Origin of the sequence: Roseivivax halotolerans (assembly GCF_900115815.1) — a bacterium.
Taxonomy (GTDB): Bacteria; Pseudomonadota; Alphaproteobacteria; order Rhodobacterales; family Rhodobacteraceae; genus Roseivivax; species Roseivivax halotolerans.
In genome coordinates, this window is sequence record NZ_FOXV01000004.1 from 208,804 (window position 1) to 227,720 (window position 18,917).

At 63.6% G+C, this 18,917-nt stretch carries 21 protein-coding genes and 1 tRNA gene; 13 read left to right on the forward strand and 9 right to left on the reverse strand.

Features of this window, described 5'->3' with window-relative positions:
- Positions 1 to 9: 9 nt before the first annotated feature.
- The 5 genes from BM171_RS07975 (at position 10) to BM171_RS07995 (ending at position 6,051) form a co-directional block, all read left to right on the forward strand.
- Complete coding sequence (locus BM171_RS07975; protein WP_093010551.1) at positions 10 to 1,344, forward strand: glutamine synthetase family protein; 1,335 nt, start codon at positions 10 to 12, stop codon at positions 1,342 to 1,344.
- 66 nt (positions 1,345 to 1,410) lie between these two features.
- Positions 1,411 to 2,094 carry a type 1 glutamine amidotransferase gene (locus BM171_RS07980; RefSeq protein WP_093010384.1) on the forward strand — a complete coding sequence of 228 codons (684 nt, stop codon included), beginning with the start codon at positions 1,411 to 1,413 and terminating at the stop codon, positions 2,092 to 2,094.
- Complete coding sequence (locus BM171_RS07985) at positions 2,094 to 3,455, forward strand: glutamine synthetase family protein (protein WP_093010386.1); 1,362 nt, start codon at positions 2,094 to 2,096, stop codon at positions 3,453 to 3,455. The genes BM171_RS07980 and BM171_RS07985 overlap by 1 nt, the downstream gene beginning before the upstream one ends.
- Positions 3,456 to 3,468: 13 nt before the next feature.
- Entirely contained in the window at positions 3,469 to 4,773 is a 1,305-nt protein-coding gene (locus BM171_RS07990) for an NAD(P)/FAD-dependent oxidoreductase (RefSeq protein ID WP_093010388.1), read from the forward strand.
- Positions 4,774 to 4,860: 87 nt separating this feature from the next.
- Entirely contained in the window at positions 4,861 to 6,051 is a 1,191-nt protein-coding gene (locus BM171_RS07995; protein WP_093010390.1) for a DegT/DnrJ/EryC1/StrS family aminotransferase, read from the forward strand.
- Between the two features lie 4 nt (positions 6,052 to 6,055).
- Here the strand turns inward: BM171_RS07995 and phaR are convergent, their stop codons facing one another.
- From phaR to BM171_RS08010, 3 genes are all read right to left on the reverse strand, one after another.
- Positions 6,056 to 6,628 carry a polyhydroxyalkanoate synthesis repressor PhaR gene (gene phaR / locus BM171_RS08000; RefSeq protein WP_093010392.1) on the reverse strand — a complete coding sequence of 191 codons (573 nt, stop codon included), beginning with the start codon at positions 6,626 to 6,628 and terminating at the stop codon, positions 6,056 to 6,058.
- Positions 6,629 to 6,801: 173 nt separating this feature from the next.
- The gene (locus tag BM171_RS08005) at positions 6,802 to 7,251 is read right to left on the reverse strand and encodes a phasin family protein (RefSeq protein ID WP_093010394.1); all 450 of its coding nucleotides are present in this window, start codon (positions 7,249 to 7,251) and stop codon (positions 6,802 to 6,804) included.
- Between the two features lie 158 nt (positions 7,252 to 7,409).
- Positions 7,410 to 9,215, reverse strand: coding sequence for a PHA/PHB synthase family protein (locus tag BM171_RS08010; protein ID WP_093010396.1), 1,806 nt, complete (start codon positions 9,213 to 9,215; stop codon positions 7,410 to 7,412).
- Positions 9,216 to 9,320: 105 nt separating this feature from the next.
- Here BM171_RS08010 and phaZ point away from each other — a divergent pair, with 105 nt between their 5' ends.
- Positions 9,321 to 10,628 carry a polyhydroxyalkanoate depolymerase gene (gene phaZ / locus BM171_RS08015; RefSeq protein ID WP_093010398.1) on the forward strand — a complete coding sequence of 436 codons (1,308 nt, stop codon included), beginning with the start codon at positions 9,321 to 9,323 and terminating at the stop codon, positions 10,626 to 10,628.
- Between the two features lie 20 nt (positions 10,629 to 10,648).
- Here the strand turns inward: phaZ and BM171_RS08020 are convergent, their stop codons facing one another.
- A complete protein-coding gene (locus BM171_RS08020; RefSeq protein ID WP_093010400.1) occupies positions 10,649 to 11,617 on the reverse strand; it encodes a Gfo/Idh/MocA family protein in 969 nt (322 codons plus the stop codon).
- A gap of 169 nt (positions 11,618 to 11,786) precedes the next feature.
- Here BM171_RS08020 and BM171_RS08025 point away from each other — a divergent pair, with 169 nt between their 5' ends.
- On the forward strand, positions 11,787 to 12,209 hold the full coding sequence (locus BM171_RS08025) for a universal stress protein (protein WP_093010402.1): 423 nt from the start codon (positions 11,787 to 11,789) through the stop codon (positions 12,207 to 12,209).
- A gap of 57 nt (positions 12,210 to 12,266) precedes the next feature.
- Here BM171_RS08025 and rpoH read toward each other — a convergent pair whose 3' ends face one another.
- Positions 12,267 to 13,163 carry an RNA polymerase sigma factor RpoH gene (gene rpoH, locus BM171_RS08030; RefSeq protein WP_093010404.1) on the reverse strand — a complete coding sequence of 299 codons (897 nt, stop codon included), beginning with the start codon at positions 13,161 to 13,163 and terminating at the stop codon, positions 12,267 to 12,269.
- Positions 13,164 to 13,385: 222 nt separating this feature from the next.
- Here rpoH and BM171_RS18690 point away from each other — a divergent pair, with 222 nt between their 5' ends.
- Positions 13,386 to 13,589 carry a hypothetical protein gene (locus BM171_RS18690; protein ID WP_139218682.1) on the forward strand — a complete coding sequence of 68 codons (204 nt, stop codon included), beginning with the start codon at positions 13,386 to 13,388 and terminating at the stop codon, positions 13,587 to 13,589.
- Complete coding sequence (locus tag BM171_RS08035) at positions 13,565 to 14,029, forward strand: DUF4386 domain-containing protein (protein ID WP_139218683.1); 465 nt, start codon at positions 13,565 to 13,567, stop codon at positions 14,027 to 14,029. Before BM171_RS18690 ends, BM171_RS08035 begins: the two co-directional genes overlap by 25 nt.
- On the opposite strand, the gene BM171_RS08040 is transcribed toward BM171_RS08035, so the two are convergent.
- Positions 14,004 to 15,038 carry an RluA family pseudouridine synthase gene (locus BM171_RS08040; protein WP_093010406.1) on the reverse strand — a complete coding sequence of 345 codons (1,035 nt, stop codon included), beginning with the start codon at positions 15,036 to 15,038 and terminating at the stop codon, positions 14,004 to 14,006. The two genes, BM171_RS08035 and BM171_RS08040, sit on opposite strands and share 26 nt — an antisense overlap.
- Here BM171_RS08040 and BM171_RS08045 point away from each other — a divergent pair.
- Positions 15,037 to 15,327 carry a DUF6476 family protein gene (locus BM171_RS08045; RefSeq protein WP_093010408.1) on the forward strand — a complete coding sequence of 97 codons (291 nt, stop codon included), beginning with the start codon at positions 15,037 to 15,039 and terminating at the stop codon, positions 15,325 to 15,327. The two genes, BM171_RS08040 and BM171_RS08045, sit on opposite strands and share 2 nt — an antisense overlap.
- 30 nt (positions 15,328 to 15,357) lie before the next feature.
- Here the strand turns inward: BM171_RS08045 and BM171_RS08050 are convergent.
- Positions 15,358 to 15,434 (reverse strand) — tRNA-His (locus tag BM171_RS08050).
- Positions 15,435 to 15,488: 54 nt separating this feature from the next.
- The gene (locus BM171_RS08055) at positions 15,489 to 15,971 is read right to left on the reverse strand and encodes a GNAT family N-acetyltransferase (RefSeq protein ID WP_093010410.1); all 483 of its coding nucleotides are present in this window, start codon (positions 15,969 to 15,971) and stop codon (positions 15,489 to 15,491) included.
- An 83-nt stretch (positions 15,972 to 16,054) separates the two neighbouring features.
- On the opposite strand from BM171_RS08055, the gene BM171_RS08060 reads away from it, so the two are divergent.
- Positions 16,055 to 16,252, forward strand: coding sequence for a DUF6324 family protein (locus tag BM171_RS08060; RefSeq protein WP_093010412.1), 198 nt, complete (start codon positions 16,055 to 16,057; stop codon positions 16,250 to 16,252).
- Here BM171_RS08060 and BM171_RS08065 read toward each other — a convergent pair.
- Positions 16,249 to 16,719, reverse strand: coding sequence for an MmcB family DNA repair protein (locus BM171_RS08065; RefSeq protein WP_093010553.1), 471 nt, complete (start codon positions 16,717 to 16,719; stop codon positions 16,249 to 16,251). The genes BM171_RS08060 and BM171_RS08065 overlap by 4 nt on opposite strands.
- 119 nt (positions 16,720 to 16,838) lie before the next feature.
- On the opposite strand from BM171_RS08065, the gene BM171_RS08070 reads away from it, so the two are divergent.
- Together BM171_RS08070 and BM171_RS08075 are read left to right on the forward strand one after the other, a co-directional pair.
- Positions 16,839 to 18,158: a hypothetical protein gene (locus BM171_RS08070; protein ID WP_245760207.1), complete on the forward strand. Its 1,320-nt coding sequence runs from the start codon at positions 16,839 to 16,841 to the stop codon at positions 18,156 to 18,158.
- Complete coding sequence (locus BM171_RS08075; RefSeq protein ID WP_093010414.1) at positions 18,158 to 18,901, forward strand: COG3904 family protein; 744 nt, start codon at positions 18,158 to 18,160, stop codon at positions 18,899 to 18,901. Before BM171_RS08070 ends, BM171_RS08075 begins: the two co-directional genes overlap by 1 nt.
- The last annotated feature ends 16 nt before the right edge of the window (positions 18,902 to 18,917 follow it).

The following is an 18,917-nucleotide window of genomic DNA, read 5'->3' on the forward strand; positions in this document are numbered from 1 at the left end:
TCGCTCCAGATGAAGAATTTCCTTCGGAAGAACCCGAATGTCCGCACGATCCGTGTCGCGGCCTGCGACCTCAACGGTCAGCCGCGCGGCAAACGGGTGCCATCGCGCTTTGCCGACAAGATCGTCGAGAACGGCACGCGCTTTCCGGTGTCGGTCCTGAACCTCGATATCTGGGGAGAGGATATCGACGACAGCCCGCTCGTCTTCGAAAGCGGCGACCGGGACGGCGTTCTCTTCCCGACAGAGCGCGGCTTCCTGCCCATGCCCTGGCTCGAGGCGCCGACTGCCCTTCTGCCGATCTGGATGTTCCGCGAGGACGGGCGGCCCTATGAGGGCGATCCGCGCCATGCGCTGCGCGCCGTTCTCGACCGCTACAAGGCGCGGGGGCTGACACCGGTCGTCGCGGTGGAGCTTGAATTCTTCCTGATCGACGATTCAGGGCGCACGCTCGAGGTGCCGATCTCTCCGCGGTCCGGCAAGCGGCGCAAGGCGGCCGAGACGATGTCGATCCGCGCCCTCGACACGTTCGATATCTTCTTCACGGATCTCTACGATGCCTGCGAGGCGATGGACATTCCCGCCGATACCGCGATTTCCGAGGCGGGGCTCGGACAGTTCGAGATCAACCTCATGCATGGCGACGATGCGCTGCGCGCCGCGGACGATGCCTGGCTCTTCAAGTGGCTCGTGAAGGGTCTCGCCCGGCGGCACGGCTTCGCGGCGTCCTTCATGGCCAAGCCCTACGAGGATTATTCCGGATCAGGCATGCACGCGCATTTCTCGGTGCTGGACGAGAAGGGGCGCAACGTGTTCGACGATGGCGGGTCAAAAGGCACCGACACGCTGCGCCACGCGGTGGAAGGGTGCCTCTCGGCGATGAAGGATTCCGCACTGATCTTCGCGCCGCATCTCAATTCCTATGACCGGCTCGTGCCGGGCGCACATGCGCCGACCGGGCTCTGCTGGGCCTACGAGAACCGCACCGCGGCAATCCGGGTGCCCTCGGGCGCGCCCGCCGCTCGGCGGATCGAGCACCGTGTCTCGGGCGGCGATGTGAACCCTTACCTCTCGCTCGCCGCGATCCTTGGCGCTGCGCTCAACGGGATCGAGGATGGCCGCGAGCCGCCCGAGCCGATCACCGGCAATGCCTACGCGCTCGATCTCGATCACATGCCGGGCAACTGGTCCGATGCGATCGAACATTTCGAGAAGAGCGAGATCATGCCGCGCATCTTCCCCGAAGAGCTCATACGCAATTACCTGCTCACCAAGAAACAGGAGCGGCATTACATGGCGGAGCTGTCCCCGAAAGAGCAGGTGGAGATCTACCTCGACACGGTCTGAGCGCGACGCCTTGCCCGAAGCGGAGGCGGGCCATACCTTCCGCGACGAACAAGATCGGTGAGATTGATGAAGATCGGCATCCTGCAGACCGGGCTCGTGGCCGAGGCGCTGGCAGAGGAACATGGCCAATACGCGGACCTTTTCGAGCGGCTCCTGGCGGGGCGCGGATTCACGTTCGAAACCTGGAACGTCGTCGAGAACGAATTCCCGTCCGGTGCGGACGCGGCGGAGGGCTGGCTCATCACCGGCTCGAAACACGGCGCTTACGAAGATCACGACTGGATTGCGCCGCTCGAGGCGCTCATCCGGGAGATCGACGCCAGCCGACGGCCGATGATCGGCGTCTGTTTCGGCCACCAGATCATCGCGCAGGCCCTCGGCGGCAAGGTGGAGAAATTCGCAGGCGGCTGGTCGGTGGGACCGCAGCGCTACGACTTCGCCGACGGGCCCCGCACCATTCACGCCTGGCACCAGGATCAGGTAGTCGAAGCTCCGGCAGCGGCGCGCGTCGTGGCGAAGTCCGATTTTTGCGCCAATGCCGCGCTGGTCTATGGCAACCATATCTATACCGTCCAGCCGCACCCAGAATTCGGAGACGGATTCGTCAAGGGCCTTATCGACAAGCGCGGCCCCGGCGTTGTGCCGCAAGGTCAGCTTGAGGCCGCCGAGGCTGGCCTCGGCACCGAGCTTCAAAGCGCCGAGATCGCCGACCAATTCGACCGCTTTTTCCGCGGTGAGGAGCTTTTCTGATGACTGACTGGACCGAAGGTCTCCCGGACGCCGCGCGCGCCTATCTCGAGGGGCGCAGGCTCGACGAGGTCGAGTGTATCATCGCCGACATTCCCGGCATCGCGCGCGGCAAGGCGGTTCCGGCCTCGAAATTCGCGCGACAGAAGAGTTTCCACCTGCCGGATTCGATCTTCTTCCAGACGATCACCGGCGATTGGGGCGAGGCCGCCGACGAGGACGAGGGCTTCATCGAGCGCGACATGATCCTCCTGCCGGACATGTCGACCGCGACTGCCGCGCCCTGGACCGGCGACTGGACGCTGCAGGTGATCCACGACGCTTACGACCGCAAGGAGCGGCCCATTCCCTTCGCGCCGCGCAACATCCTCAAGCGGGTGGTGGATCTTTATCACGCGCAGGGCTGGAAGCCGGTGGTTGCGCCCGAGATGGAATTCTACCTCGTCGCCCGAAACACCGACCCGGCGCAGGACATCAAGCCGATGATGGGCCGTACCGGGCGGCCCGCCGCGGCGCGCCAGGCCTATTCCATGACCGCCGTGGATGAATTCGGCCCGGTCATCGACGATATCTACGATTTCGCCGAGGCGCAGGGCTTCGAGATCGACGGCATCACCCAGGAAGGCGGCGCGGGTCAGCTCGAGATCAATCTGCGCCACGGCGATCCGGTGAAGCTCGCCGACGAGGTGTTCTGCTTCAAGCGGCTGATCCGCGAGGCGGCTTTGCGCCACGATTGCTTTGCGACCTTCATGGCGAAACCCATCGCGGACGAGCCCGGCTCGGCGATGCATATCCATCACTCGATCAACGACATCGAGACCGGCAAGTCGATCTTCTCGGGCCCGCAGGGCGGCGAGACCGACGCGTTTTTCAACTTCATCGGCGGGCTGCAGACGCACCTGCCTGCGGCGATCGCCGTGCTGGCACCTTACGTCAATTCCTACCGGCGCTACGTGCGCGACCAGGCGGCACCGATCAATCTCGAATGGGGCCGCGACAACCGCACGACGGGCATCCGCATCCCGATCTCGGGACCGGAAAGCCGCCGGGTGGAAAACCGGCTCGCCGGCATGGATTGCAATCCCTATCTCGGCATCGCGGCCTCGCTCGCCTGCGGCTATCTCGGGATGATGGAGGAGCGCTGGCCCTCCAAGCAGTTCAAGGGCGATGCCTATGACGGAGAGGGCGACATCCCCCGCGTTCTCGGTCAGGCGCTGGAGTTCTTCGACGAGGCGACCGCGTTGCACAAGGTGCTGGGGCCCGAATTCGCGCGGGTCTACTCCATCGTGAAGCGCGCCGAATACGAGGAATTCCTGCAGGTCATCAGCCCGTGGGAGCGCGAGCACCTGCTTCTGAATGTCTGAGGCGCTGCGCCCGATGAACCTTCTTCACGCCAACGATGCGCGCGGGGCCTACCCCGAGAGCTGGTACGCTGCGACATCGGAACTGCCCGACGCCGAACCGCCCCTGCGTGGCGAAACCCGTGCGGATGTCTGCGTCGTGGGCGGGGGCTACACGGGCCTGTCCGCGGCCCTTCATTTGGCCGAGGCCGGGCGCGACGTGGTGCTGCTCGAGGCGCATCGCGCGGGCTTCGGCGCATCGGGTCGGAATGGCGGACAGCTCGGCTCCGGTCAACGTGTGGACCAGCTCTCGCTCGAGAAGATGCTCGGGGCGCATGAGGCGCGGCGCTACTGGGATCTCGGCGAAGAGGCAAAGGCGCTGGTGAAGTCGCTCATTGCCCGGCATGGGATCGCGTGCAACCTGACGCCCGGCGTCGCCGAAGCGGTATCGTCCGACACCGGCGTCCGCGACGGTTTCGACCATGCAGAACACATGGAACGGGTCTACGGCTATACCCATCTCGAGGCGCTGCGCGGCGAGGATTGGCGCGCGGTCTGCGCCTCCCCGGCCTATCGGGGCGGTGTGATCGACCATGACGCGGCACATCTGCACCCGTTGCGCTTTGCCCTCGGTCTGCGCGCGGCCTGCCTTGCGGCGGGCGTTCGCATCCACGAAGGCTCCGAAGTGCATCACGTCGAAGACGGCTCGCCCGCCCTGGTGCAGACTGATGCAGACCGCGTCACTACCGAGCATGTGATCCTCGCCTGCAACGGCTATCTCGGCGGGCTGTCGGGTCAGGTCGCAGCGCGGGTGATGCCGATCAACAACTTCATCGTTGCGACCGAACCGCTGGGCGAGCGTGTCGCGGAGGTGTTGCCCCGCGATGTGGCCGTCGCCGATGACAAGTTCGTGGTGAACTACTTCCGGCTCAGCGAGGACGGGCGGCTCCTTTTTGGCGGAGGCGAGAGCTACGGCTACCGCTTCCCGAAAGATATTCGCGGTCTCGTCTCGAAGCCCATGCTGGAGATCTTCCCAAGCTTGACGGATGTCGCGCTCGACTATGCCTGGGGCGGAACGCTGGCGATCACGATGAAACGCCTCCCCTACCTCGCCCGGCCCGGGCGGCGCATCCTTGTAGCCTCGGGGTATTCGGGTCACGGCGTCGGTTCGGCCACGCAGGCGGGCAAGCTCATGGCCGACGCCATCCGCGGCGAGACGGACGGGTTCGATGCGATGGCGGCCTTGCCCACGCCGCGTTTTCCGGGAGGCGGAGCCCTGCGCACGCCGCTTCTCGTGCTTGCGATGAGCTGGTATGCGTTGCGCGATCGCCTCGGCGTCTGAGAGAAGCGTATCGCCCGCGACCCTTTACCGCTTGGCGGAGGGTGCGGGGCCAAGTAACACTGCGGCAACTTGCCGAAGGAGCGCGCCATGACCCGCATCCCCGACATGCACGACGCCGAGCCCATTCCCGAAGCCGCACGCGCGGAGGTCGATCGCCTTTTCGCAACCGGCGACCTGTTCCGCTATCACGCGTCCGAAGACAGCCCTGTCACGCTTCTCGAGCGCGAATTCGCGGATATGCTGGGCAGCCGCTTTGCCTTGGCCGTGTCGAGCTGCTCGGCCGCGATTTTCCTTGCGCTGAAGGCGCTCGGGTTGCCACGGGATGCCCGGGTCATGATCCCCGGCTTCACCTTCGCCGCCGTGCCCTCGGCGGTCATTCATGCCGAATGCGTGCCGGTCCTCTGCGAGGTCGGCGACGATTACCGCATCGACCTGGCCGATTTGGAAGCCAAGCTCGAGGGTGTCTCGGCGGTCATCATCAGCCACATGCGCGGGCATACCTCCGACATGGATGCGATCCTACGCCTTGCCGAGGCGCGCGGCATCCCGGTTGTCGAGGACGCGGCTCACAGCCTCGGCACGACATGGCACGGACAGAACATCGGGACCCTGGGGAACATCGGCTGCTTCAGCTTCCAGAGCTACAAACTTCTGAATGCGGGCGAAGGCGGGCTTCTCGTCACCGACGATCCCGAGATCATCGCCCGCGCCGTCATCATGTCCGGCGCGTATGAAAGCAATTGGAAGAAGCACGGGCTGCTGACCGACGCTTTCGCGCGATGGCAGAACAAGCTGCCGCTCTACAACCAGCGTCTTTCGAACCTGTCGGCGGCGATCATCCGGCCGCAACTTGCCGAGATTCCACGCCGTGTCGCGGATGGGCGGCGCAACCATGACCTTGTGGCCGAGCGGCTCCGCAGTTCGCCCTGGTTCCACGTCCCGCAGAAACTGGGCCCCGAGGAACGTGCGCCAGACTCGCTTCAGTTCAGCCTGCGCGGCATGAGCGATGCCGATGTCACCGCCTTCGTCGCCGCCGCCGGCGAGCAAGGCGTCAAAGTGCAGGTCTTCGGGATGAGCGAAAACAACGCGCGCGCCTTCTGGAACTGGCATTTCCTGCCCGAGACGTTCCACCTGCCGCAAACCCGCGCGATGTTGCGCCGGGCCTGCGACACGCGGCTGCCCGCGCGCCTGACCGTGGAGGAGTGCGGCGCGGTCGCGGACGCGCTTCTGGCCGCCGCCGAAACCGCGATGGCCCCGGCCTGCGCCTACGGAACCTGATGCGCTATTTGCCCAGCTTCGAAAGCTTGGCCTGAAGTTCGGCGAATTCCTTCTTCAGAGCCTCGATATCCTCTTCGGACTCGCCCTTCTTCGCCGTCGCGGGCTGCGAGTCGTCGGGCGACGGGCCGGACCACTGGCCCGACTTGCCGCCGGTCATCGCCTTCATGAACGCTTCTTGCTGCGCCTGCATCGCCTCGAAGCCGGGCATGGTGGCCATCGGGTTCATGGCGCTCATGTTCTCGACCCATTTCGACTGGCTGTCGCGGAACATCTCGAAGCTCTGGGCCAGAAATTGCGGAACCATCGTGGAGGCCTGGCTCGTGTAGCTGCGAACGAGGTCGTTGAGGACGTTGATCGGCAGGACGGACTCGCCGCGGCTTTCATGCTCGGCAATGATCTGGAGAAGGTATTGCCGTGTCAGGTCGTCCCCGGATTTGAGATCGATGATCTGAACTTCGCGCCCATCCCGGATGAACCCCGCGATATCTTCCAGCGTGACGTAATCGCTCGTCTCGGTATTGTAGAGACGCCGCGAGGCGTAACGCTTGATCAGAAGCGGCTTTTCGGTTTCGGACACTCGGGACCTCCCAAAATCTGCGGTGCAGCAAGCCTAAGCCTTCGCCGATGAATTGAGCAAGCCTCGTCTCGCACCCGCGAAATAAAATGGGCGGACCCGTCAGGTCCGCCCTCAGTCGCGCGCTCAGATTTTGGGAGGAGAGTGAGCGCGGATCCTGTTCGTTTCAGTCGCGATTATTTCGCGGCTGCGGTCGCCTTCTTGGCGTTCGAAGTCATGTCAGCGGTCGCCTTCTTCATGGCGGCGCTTGCATCTTCGGACATGTCCTTGCCAGCGGCCATCATCAGCTCGACGGTGTCCATCTGGACCTTCTTCGCGATCTCGGCGAAGGCGGCCATGTGCTCGGCGGTAACTTCTGCCTGAGCGGATGCGAAATCGGTCATCGCCTTGGCGTAGTCGGCCGGCTCTGCCTTGGCCTTCGAAAGTTCGCTCATCTTGGACAGCGTGTCCTTGGTCCACTTGGAAGACAGCTCGGCGGACTTCTCAGCCGCTTCGAGCGCAACGCCCGAGAGCTTCTCGTTCAGGGTCGCCTGGGTCTTGAAGGCGTCTTCCATTGCCTTCGTGTCGACCGGGAAGGAGCCCATCATGTCTTTCATCATCGCAGTGAAATCTTGCTGCTTAGCCATCGTTCAATTCCTTTCATCGCTGCTGCGGCTGGCCCACCCAACCGCTTCGCTGCGTCTGGAAAGAATATGGACGCTGCACTGCAGCATTTCAAGGATTTTTGCTGCAGTGCGGCAAAAATCTTGACCCTAGGTCATAAGCCCCTGCTTTACCTTTAAAATCACGCGTCGACCTTGCGCGATTTCGTCATCACATACGTGCCGGGAGCCGCGCCGAGCGAGGGATGCTCCGAATCGCCGGGCTGACGCGCAGTGATCCACTTGCCCGAACGCTTGGCCATCCAGCTTTCCCAGACGGGCCACCAAGACCCCTCGTGATAGACCGCCTTTTCTTTCCATTCATCGGCCGTGCCGTCGAAATCGTCGTTGATGTAATGGCCGTACTTGTTCTTGGACGGCGGGTTCACGATGCCCGCGATATGACCCGATTCCGACAGGATGAAGGTGCGGTCCTTGGACCCCATGAGGCTCACGCCCCCGAAGCAATCCTTCCAGGCCGCGATATGGTCGGTCTCGCAGGCGATCGAGATCAGCGGCACGGAGACATCGTCGATGCTCAGCGTCTCGCCCATCAGTTCGATGCCCTCGCCATTCGCAAACGCGTTGTCCTGGCACAGCCGCCGCAGGTATTGCACCGCCATTCGAGCCGGAAGGTTCGAGCCGTCGCCGTTCCAGTAGAGCAGATCGAACGCGGGCGGCGTCTCCCCCATCATGTAGCTCTGGATCGCGGGGCGGTAGATCAGATCGTTCGATCGCAGGAACGAGAAGGTTCGCGCCATGATGAAGGAGCGCAGAACGCCGGTCTTCTCGACCTCCTCCTCGATGCCATCGATGAAATCGTCCTGCAGGAAGGGCGTGAACTCTCCCTGGTCGGAGAAATCGGTGAGCGTGGTGAAGAAGGTCGCGGACTTGATCGAGGTGTCCTTGCGCTTTTTCATCAGCGCGAGTGTCAGGGACAGGGTGGTCCCGGCGATGCAGTAGCCGATCGCGTTGATCCGCTTCTGGTTGGTGATCGACTTCACCTCTTCGATGGCGGTGAGGAACCCTTCCTCGATATAGGTGTCGAGCCCGACATCGCGATAGTCGTGATCGGGATTGACCCAGCTTACCACGAAAAGCGTGTAGCCCTGATCCACGACCCAGCGGATGAAGCTGTTCTTCTCGCGCAGATCGAGGATGTAGAACTTGTTGATCCAGGGCGGGAAGAGGACGATCGGCGTCTCCTTCACCTTTTCGGTCGTCGGCGTGTACTGGATGATCTCCATCATCCGGTTGCGGTAGACGACCTCGCCCTCGGCGGTGGCGATGTTCTCACCGATCTTGAAGGCATCCTCGTCCGCGAGCTTCACCACAAGCTCGCCGTTGTTGGCCTCGAGATCGGAGATGAGGTTCTCGAGTCCCTTCACAAGGCTCTCGCCCTCGGTCTCGATGGCCTTTTCCAGAGCGTCGGGGTTGGTGGACAGGAAATTCGTCGGGGCCATCATGTCGACGATCTGCCGCGCGAAATACGAAAGCCGCCGCTTTTCCTTCGGGTCCATGTCGTCGATATCGGCCACCGCCTGTTCGATGGCACGGGAATTGATGAGGTATTGCTGCTTGATGAAGTTGAAATAGGGGTGCTGATCCCAAAGCGGATTCGCGAAGCGCTTGTCTTTCGGACCGGGATCTTCGGGTGCCTTGAGATTGCCCGCGGCGAGGGCCTGCTGCGCCTCGACGAAGTGCTTCACCGTCTCGCCCCAGTAGGAGATCTGGTGCTCGAGAACCTTTGCGGGGTTCTGCATCCACGCCTGCATATACCCCGTCATCGCCTTGGCGTAGAGATCCTGGTCGGGGCCCTGCAGCGAGGTGTCGAGCGGCTTGCGATGCGTCATCACGGAGACAAGGCGCTGTGAAAGCTCCTCGATACGATTCAGGTTGTGGTTGAACCGCTCCAGGTTTTCGCCTTGATCGAACGTCTCGGTTGTCATTCGGCAGATTCCCCCCTACCTTCGCTGCTACGCAGCAATTCTCGTCGGCGCCGCACGATCGCGGCGGCCTGTGACAGGCTCACCGGCGAAAGGAGACACGGCATTATGCGGCACATGGCTCTCTACGACATGATGGAGACGGTTCGAAACACGAACCAATGGCTCGGCGCAACAGCGCGCACGATGGCCTCCTATCCTGGTCTCGCGCTCATTCCGCATCCCGGTATTCGCTGGATGGCCGCCTGGGGAGAGGTCACCGAACGCGCGTTCGAGCGCATGATCGCCAAGCCGGACTGGGGCATCGACAGCGTCACGGGCGATGACGGACGCGATCACGTGGTCCAGCCCGAGGTCGTTCTCGAGAAACCTTTCGGCGATCTTGTCCATTTCGACGTGGCCGGCCGGGACGAACAGCCTCGCAAGATCCTGCTGGTTGCGCCGATGTCCGGTCATTACGCGACCCTCCTCCGGTCCACGGTGAAATCCCTCATCCCTAACTGTGAAGTCTATGTGACAGACTGGCACAATGCGAGGGACATTCCGGTCAGTGCGGGCAAGTTCGATATCGAGGATTACACCCTCTACCTCGTCGATTTCCTGCGCGAGCTCGGCCCGGACACGCATGTCATCGCCGTTTGCCAGCCCGCGCCGCTGACGCTCGCCGCGACCGCCTACCTCGCCGCCGAGGATCCCGACGCGCAGCCGCGCACGCTGACCCTCATCGGCGGACCGATCGACCCCGACGCCGCGCCGACGGATGTCACCGATTTCGGTGCGCGCGTCACGATGGGCCAGCTCGAAGAGAGCATGTGCCAGCGCGTCGGCTTCAAGTATCAAGGGGTCGGCCGCCGGGTTTATCCCGGCCTTTTGCAACTGTCCTCGTTCATGGCGATGAACGCCGATACGCATGCCCAGGCCTTCTACGATCAGATTTTCCGCGTCGCCAGCGGAGAAGCGTCGGATCACGACAAGCATAACAAGTTCTACGATGAATATCTCGCCGTCATGGACATGCCGGCGGAATTCTACCTGTCCACCGTGGAGCGGATCTTCAAGAATTGCGAGATCGCCAAGAACGCCTTCACCGTCGAAGGCAAGCATGTCGATATCGGCAAGATCACGAATGTCGCGGTCAAGACCGTCGAAGGCGCGAATGACGACATCTCCGCGCCCGGCCAATGCGTCGCGGCGCTTGATCTGCTGACCGGACTGCCGGACGAGATGAAGGCGAGCCACCTCGAACCCGGCGCGGGTCATTACGGCATCTTCGCGGGCGGCAAGTGGCGCAACAACATCCGGCCGCTTGTCCTCGATTTCATCGACGCGAATTCCGAAGAGAGCCGCACCGCGAAGCCCAAGGCCAAACGCCAGCGCGGCGAGGCCGACAAGACAGTCGTCAACCTCAAGCAGTAGATGTGCGCGGGCCGGGTCCGTCACCCGGCCTTCTCGTAGACCATGTCGATCATGCGCTGCGTTCCTTTCGAGAACTCGAGCGGGCACGGATAGATCGCCCCATCCAGAACCGCGCGATTGAAGGCCTCGACCTGCAAGACGTAGTGGTTCGCATCCGGGAAGCGCTCTTCCCGCACGACGCCCTGCCCCAGTTCCAGCGTGATCCTTGCCTCGCCGAAGACCTGCGGATTGAACGGCGCGCTGAGGGTCAGTGCACCCTTCTCGCCGTGGAATGTCACGCGCTGGAACGGGGCCATCCGGGTCGAGACGTATCCGGCATAATGGAAAGACGGAAAGCGCGCTGACACGTGGGCGCGCGTGTCGACGCCTGCGTGCCAGTCCAGGTCGGCCGCAAGGATCTCTTCGGGCTCTTCCCCGGTCACGAACCGCGCCCCGCCAAAGATATAAACGCCGATATCCGGCAGGCCGCCGCCGCCCTGACCCTTCTGATTGCGGATATCGTCCATGTTGTCGTTGAAGAACGAGAATTGCGCCGTGACCTCGCGCAGCGCGCCAATCTCGCCGCCCTGCACGAGCTCGCGGGCTCGCTGCCATTGGGGGTGGTGCACGATCATGTAGGCTTCTGCCGAAAGGAGCCCGGTCTCGTCGCGCTTCGCGATCACCGCATCGAAATCCTCCGCCTTGAGGGCAAGCGGTTTCTCACACAGGACGTGCTTGCCGGATTCGAGCGCCTTGAGGCTCCACTCCACATGCATCGCGTTCGGCAGGGGAATGTAGATCGCATCGATCTCGGGATCGTCGAGAAGCGCATCGTAGCCTTGATGCACAGTCACACCGGGGGCGAATGCCTCGAAGGCGCCGGCCTTGTCGGGCGTCGAGGTCGCGATCGCCCCAAGCCGGCCCCGTCGTGCCATGTGGATCGCCGGGCCCATCTGTTGGCGTGCGAACTTCGACGCTCCGAGGATTCCCCACCTGACTGCCTCACCCATCTCGCGCCCTCCGTTCTGCGTCATTCTGTCGTGGAGGAAAGGTGGACCGCGGGGTGCGGTACGGCAACCCCATGAATTGACATGGAACAATGCCCCGGAGCCTGACCGTTTTTACCCTAGTCGCCATTCATCGTGCGCTTGCACGACCAGACTGAAAGGAGGCTCGACAATGTTCTCGCATATCATGGTTCCCGTGGATCTTCGTCACACCGACCGGCTGGAGCGGGCACTTGCCGTGACTGCCGAAGAAGCCAAGCACCACGACGCGAAGGTGACCTTCGTATCCGCAAGCAACGCGACACCGGGAGAGATCGCGCACAGCCCGGACGAGTTTCGTGAAAAGCTCGCAAGCTTCGCGAAAGACAAGGGTCGGGCCGGCGGCTACACGGCCGACGCGCATGCGCTGATCCTGCACGACACCACCGCAGATCTGGACCACGCGCTTGTAGAAGCGTCGAAAGAAATCAACGCCGATCTGGTGATCATGGCGTCACACCGTCCGAATTTCGCGGACTATTTCTGGTCATCGAATGGTGGCGCGTTTGCGAGCCACGCCAATGCTTCCGTGATGATCGTGCGCGAAGCCGAATAAACGAAAACCGCCGGGCACTTGGCCCGGCGGCATCTTTCGTCCGGAGGGGTTCGGGCGTCAGCTTGCCGCCGCCATCCCTTTTTCCTTTGCCAGATCGCGCATCCGCTTCTGCAGCTTCTCGAAGGCGCGCACTTCGATCTGACGGATCCGCTCGCGGCTGACGTCGTATTCGCCAGAGAGATCCTCCAGCGTCTGCGGGTTCTCCGCGAGCCGCCGTTTCGTCAGAATATCCTTCTCACGGTCGTTCAGAACGTCCATCGCCTCGGCCAGCATCGCGCGGCGTGCGTCGAGCTCGTCTTTCTCGGCGTAATCATCGGCCTGGTTGGCGTCCTCATCCTCGAGCCAGTCCTGCCATTGCATGGAGGAATCATCCTCTTGGCCGACCTGCGCGTTGAGCGACGCATCCGAGCCCGCCATGCGGCGGTTCATCGAGATCACTTCGTCCTCGGTCACGCCGAGATCATTGGCAATCTTCTGGACGTGCTCTGGCCGCAAATCGCCGTCCTCGAGCGCGCCAATCCGGCTTTTCGCTTTCCGGAGATTGAAGAAGAGCTTCTTCTGCGCCGATGTCGTACCGAGCTTCACAAGACTCCAGGACCGCAGGATATATTCCTGGATCGCAGCCCTGATCCACCACATGGCATAGGTGGCAAGGCGGAAGCCTTTCTCGGGATCGAAGCGCTTCACTGCCTGCATTAGGCCGACATTTGCCTCCGAGATCACCTCGGCCTGCGGCAAGCCGTAGCCGCGATAGCCCATCGCGATCTTTGCCGCGAGGCGCAGGTGGCTCGTCACCAACTGGTGCGCCGCCTGGGTGTCCTGATCCTCGACCCAGCGTTTCGCCAGCATGTATTCCTGTTCAGGCTCCAGAAGTGGGAACTTCCGAATTTCCTGCAGGTAACGGCTCAGTCCCGCTTCCGGGGACGGCGCCGGAAGATTCGCGTAATTGCTCATCCCATCCCTCCATTCAGCCAGATGTATATCGGCTTAACATTCCATATGTGAAGCCGATCTTGCGGTTTCAAGTCTTTGCCCTCGGGCATCTTGTGGGTTTAACGCATTCCCTGCCCCGATGATCCTGAAGATTTCGCGCGCTGACGCACATGTTCCCTGTGTTTCAAGGACAGATCTTTCTAAAATGCACAGCAGCTCGGGCCAGAGCATGAAGGGAACGATATGACGGATAGACGATTGGCGCGGCTCGCAGGAGCCTTTTACCTCCTCATCATCCTTGCCGGTGTCACCAGCGAAGTCGTCCTGCGCGCCCCGTTTCACGTCGGATCGCCAGAAGCCGTTGCGGCCGCGCTCTCCGAGGGTTTGGGCCGGCTGCGCCTCAGCCTTCTCTCGATCTCGCGATGGTCGGGGCGGATATCACCGTAGCGCTGCTGTTCTATCGGCTCCTTGCGCCGGTCAGCGCCGGGCTGTCGCTCGCCGCGATGGTGTTCCGCCTGATGCAGGCGGCGACGATCGCCGTGGGGCTCATCCTGCTTGCCGGCATTCCGACATCGCTGACCTCCGGCGCGGATGTTCAGGCGGCGACGCTGCTGACGCTGCACGGCATCGCCTACGATACCGGGCTCGCGCTTTTCGCGGTCAATTGCTGGCTCATGGGTTGGCTACTTTGGCAGGCGGGCGGCGTGCCAAGGGTGATCGCGGCTGGCATCGCGCTGTCGGGCGGAGTCTACATGGCGGGCAGCCTCGCGCGGCTCGCCGCGCCGGACCTTCTGCCGCTGATCCAGCCTGCCTACCTCGTCCCGCTTCTGGCAGAGACCGGGCTTTGCCTCTGGCTTCTGATTACCGGACGTGTCCGAGCGCGCTGAGCAGATCGCTCATATCCTCGGGCAAATCCGCCTCGAACTCCATCCATTCCCCGGTCACGGGGTGGTCAAACCCGAGCGACGCCGCGTGCAGTGCTTGCCTCGGGAAGGCCGCGACCGCCTCCATCGCCGCTTCGGACACAGCCTTGGGGCTGAGCTTGCGCCGGCCGCCATAGACCGGATCGCCGACAAGGCCGAAGCCCGCATGGGTCATGTGGACCCGGATCTGGTGGGTGCGGCCCGTCTCAAGCCGGCATTCCAGAAGCGACAGTGCAGGCGGGGTGCCGAACGCCTCGAGCACCTTGGCGCGGGTGATCGCGTGCCGCCCCTGCCCGTCGAAATAGACCGCCTGGCGCTGCCGGTCGGTCTTGTGGCGCGCAAGGCCAGTGGTGATCTTCATCACCGCGCCCGGCTCGAAAGAAACGCCGCGCACGCCTTTGAGGCGCGGATCGCCGGTATGCGGCACACCGTAGGCCAAGGCGAGATAGCGACGCTCGACGCTATGTGCGGCGAATTGCTCGGAGAGACCATGATGCGCGCGATCCGACTTCGCCACGACCAGCAAGCCAGACGTATCCTTGTCGATCCGGTGCACGATACCGGGCCGCTTCTCTCCGCCGATGCCCGAAAGTTCGCCGCCGAAATGATGCAGCAGGGCATTCACGAGCGTGCCGCCGGGCGTGCCGGGCGCGGGATGCACAACCATGCCCGCAGGCTTCATCACCACGACGAGATCCTCATCTTCATGGAGGATCTGAAGCGGAATATCTTCTGGGACCGTCTCGACCTCCTCGGCCTCGGGCAAGTCGATTTCCACTTCCGCACCCTCGGCGACGCGTGCCTTTGGATCCGAGGCGATCGCCCCGTCCACCCGCACAGCGCCCGCGCCGAGAAGCGCCGCGAGACGTGTCCGCGAGAGAGCCAGCGCCTCTGGCACATCACGTGCCAAGGCCTTATCAAGCCGGGACGGCGGGTTCGGCCCGATCTGGAAACGATGCGTGGCAGAGGTCATGGATAACACCCCGAGCGGCGCACCCGAGGTGCGGTTCATCAAACGGCTCGTCACGGTACTGACCGCGACGATGATCGCCGGCCTTCTAGTGATCATCGCGCTCTTTGTCATCCGCTTCCGCGAGCCCGCGCCCCTGGCGCTGCCGGAAACGCTCGATCTGCCGCAGGGCGAGACCGCACAAGCGGTCACGATGATGCCGGAACGCATCCTCATCGTCACCGAAAGCGGGCGTATTCTCGTCTATGACCGCGCCGGACGGCTGTCCCAGACGATCACGCTCGACCCGTAGCCGGGCCGCAACCGATGAAGGTGTGAGGGATGGTACCGCCTCCCCGGCTCGAACGGGGGACCTCTAGATCCACAATCTAGCGCTCTAACCTACTGAGCTAAGGCGGCACTGGCGGGGGAGATAACGTCACCACATGGACAGTGCAAGCCCCGATTGGCCGCTCAGAGCGGGCGTGACCAATGCTGCTCCACGAGGGACTGACCGAAGCTGCGAACGGGTTTGGAGCTGTGCAACGTCCAGCCGTTGCGGGCGTAAAGCGCGCAGGCCGCGCGATGGCTTTCGTGGGTCCAGAGTTTCATCCGGGCATAGCCCGCCTGCCGCGCGAAGCCGGTGCAGGCGTCCAGAAGGTGCTTTCCGAGCCCATGACCGCGCGCCTCGGAGGTCAGAAGAAACAGCCGCAGCTTTGCCGTCTCGGCATCGAGCCTCACGCAGAAGATGGAGCCGAGTCGCTCACCGGTTTCGTTCACTGCAACGAAGCCGCGCTCGCAGGCCGGATCGTGGTTTTGCAGGAACTCCCGCAGGATCTCCGCCACGAGCGCCCCGAACGTCTCGTCGAAGCCTTCGTCTTTTGCATAAAGCCGCCCATGCAAGTCGACCAGCCAATCGTAATCGGCCTCACCGAAGGACCGCAAAGTGATCGTCATGTCCGCGCTCGCCCCGCCTTGATTCCCGTTCGTCCCTTCACTAAACCGCAATCTTCCTCAGACCCTAGCCCGGAGAGACCCCCATGGGGATCAACGACGAAAGCGACATCGAAGCCAACCTGCAGATCGGGCCGACCGATCAGGGCATGGTCCGCCTGTTCATCACCGCAGGGGGAACCGAGGTGCCGATGGATTTCTCGCCCGACGAAGCCGAGGAGATCGCGGAAGAGATCCGCGCGGCGGCCCAATCGGCCGCGAAGATCAAGCCGAAGTCGCGCTAGGTCCAGCCACCCGTATCGAGCCCGCCGTCGGGATCGCGCAGGCCCTGCAGGCGCCGCGCGGCATGAAAGGCGACCTTGCGGATGAGCACGTTCCGCCGCGCGCCCGCCAGCTTGTGCTCGGGCGCCATGCGGACGATCTCCGCATCGTAGGAGTCCGCGATGATGAGCCCGGTCTCGCCCGGCAGAAGCTCCGTCGGGAAGTCCTGATCCACTGCCCAGAAGTACCGGTCGCACCAATCGAGGTAGCCCTGCCATTTCGCGTCTGACGTGAAATCGGCACGGGAGGATTTGCATTCCACGACCCAGATCTCGCCCTTGGGACCGAGCGCCATCACGTCCACGCGGCGGCCGCGTTCAGGCACGAACTCCTCTACGCAGGCGAATCCGTGACCGTGGACGAGGTGCCGCGCCACCCCGCGCGCAAGGAGTTGGCCGGGCATCAGGACAGGGTCGGGGGCAAGACTCATGCTGCATGAATACGAACAATCCATGAACATGCCAAGACCTCACTTTTCCGCAGGGCACATTGCCTGCAGGGTAAAGGTTCATACCTTGTTAAAGATTTACCCCAGGCAGGACCGACAGCATGGCCGACCGACCCCAGCCCACCCGCGCGGATGAGCGCGGCCTCAAGACCGCGCGCGAACTCGAAGGGCATGTGGGCTGGCTCGACACCTTCTCTGGCACGGCGCTCGGCGTTCTGGCGACGGCGTCGGGGATTTATACCTATCTCGGCGTCTCCTCTCTGCTTGATGACAACGGGGCCATGTCGGTCTTCGCGGCCATCGCCTATTCGGTCGCGGTCTCCGTCGGGATCTTCGTCTTCTGGTCCTACCTCATGCGCCTTTTCCCGACGGTCCGAACCGCGCGGGCGCGGATCGGACTTGCGGGCGCGATGGGGCTCGGATCGCTCGCGATCGTGGCGATGTCGTCCTGGCTGAACGCGGCGGCGCTGGCCGGATCCGCGGCGGTAGAGCAGCATCTCGCGGAAACCGTGCAGGACTACCAAAGCAGCCTCGAGCGCGCGCATGAGATCGCCATCTCCGCGCAGGCGCTTCAGCGCGATGTCGCCCGCGTCCGTCAGAGCTTCGAGGATCTGTCGGTGCAGGAGGCCGAGGGGTCCCTTTCTGGGCTTGCGGGGCGCGGCGCGGTCTTCCGCGTGCTGCGCCAGAAGGCCGCCGAGCTCGAAGCGCTTGAGACACAGATCGCAGAGCAGACGCCGCTCGTCGATCAGTCCTTCGCCGAGGGCAACGCGATCCTCAGCCGGATGCGCGCGCTCACGGTAGAGCAAGGGCCCGTCGAGGCGCGCTCGGTCGAGTTCTCGGAAGCGGCAGTCAACCTTCAGGGGATTATCACCCAGCTCCGCCAGCTTTCCGTCGCGCCACTGGTCGAGCGCGCCGCGCAGGATCTCGCGGCCTCCGTCGTTCTGCCAGAGCTTGACGGGCGAACCGAAGAGAACCGCGGCAACCAGGCGGCAACGATCACCTCTGTCCTCGAAGTGCTGGGCCAACGTGCCGCGACGCTCGAGACCGCCGCGCAGAACGTGATGAACCAGACACCGGCGACAGAAGTGCAGTATACCCCTGTCTCGGCGGCCGACGCGGTCATTCTCTATGCCCGGAACTTCGTGCCCTCCTGGGCAGGCGCGATCGCGATCGACCTTCTGCCGGCCGTGCTCGTCTTCATTCTCGCGATCACGCAATCGGCGATTCGCGAAGGGCGCGAAGGCGCATCGGTCGAGGACACGATGACGCTCGGCGAGTTGCGCGCGGCCATGGCGGCGTTCCGGGACGTCGAAGGTCAATCGCAGACGCACGCCGCGCAGGAGACGCCCTCTGCACCCGCTTCCGAGCAGGCACCGCCCGAAGGCTCTTCCGTCGCCACGATCCGCAAGAGCTCGTCCTGATGGACGGCAACTCCATCGGACGCGTCCTCAAGGGCGTGCTTGCGCTGCAGATCGGCATCGGCGCGTTCCTCGCCGTGGCGGATCTGTCCTCTGGAGGCATCCGCCTCCCCCGTTTCGGACCCGGCGCGCCTGAACTGACAGAACCCGTGCGCCCCGGCGACCAAAGGCGCACCTATGATCCCTCACGCGTCTCGCCCGATCTCAACCCGGTCCGTAATCCCGGCGAGATGCCCGAGCGGCTGACGCTGACGCAGGAAAGCGGTGCGACCTGGCGGCTCGAGGGCGGCATTTCCCCCGGAGACGCCGAGCGCATCCAGGATAGGATCGCCGAAGTGCAGCCGCGCCCCGAGAGGCTGATCCTGCAATCGCCCGGCGGCTCGGTGCAGGACGCGCTGCGGCTCGGGCGGTTCCTGAGGCAGGAGGGCATCGGGACTGAGATGCTGTCGGGCGAATACTGCTACTCCGCCTGCCCCTACCTCTTCGCCGCCGGAGCGACGCGCAGCCTCGAGGAAGGCGCGCAGCTTGGCGTGCATCAGCATTATTTCGGCAAATCCACGATCCTGCCCGCCTTCGTTGCCGTGGAAGACATCCAGCGCGGGCAAGGCGAGGTGATGACCTATCTCGACGAGATGGGGATCGATCCGCTCGTCATGCAGCACGCGCTGACAACGCCGCCCGACGAGATCTATGTACTCGTCTCAGAAGAGATCGAGCGTTACGGGTTCGAGACCGGCGCGGAGTAAGCGGCGAAAAAGCTGA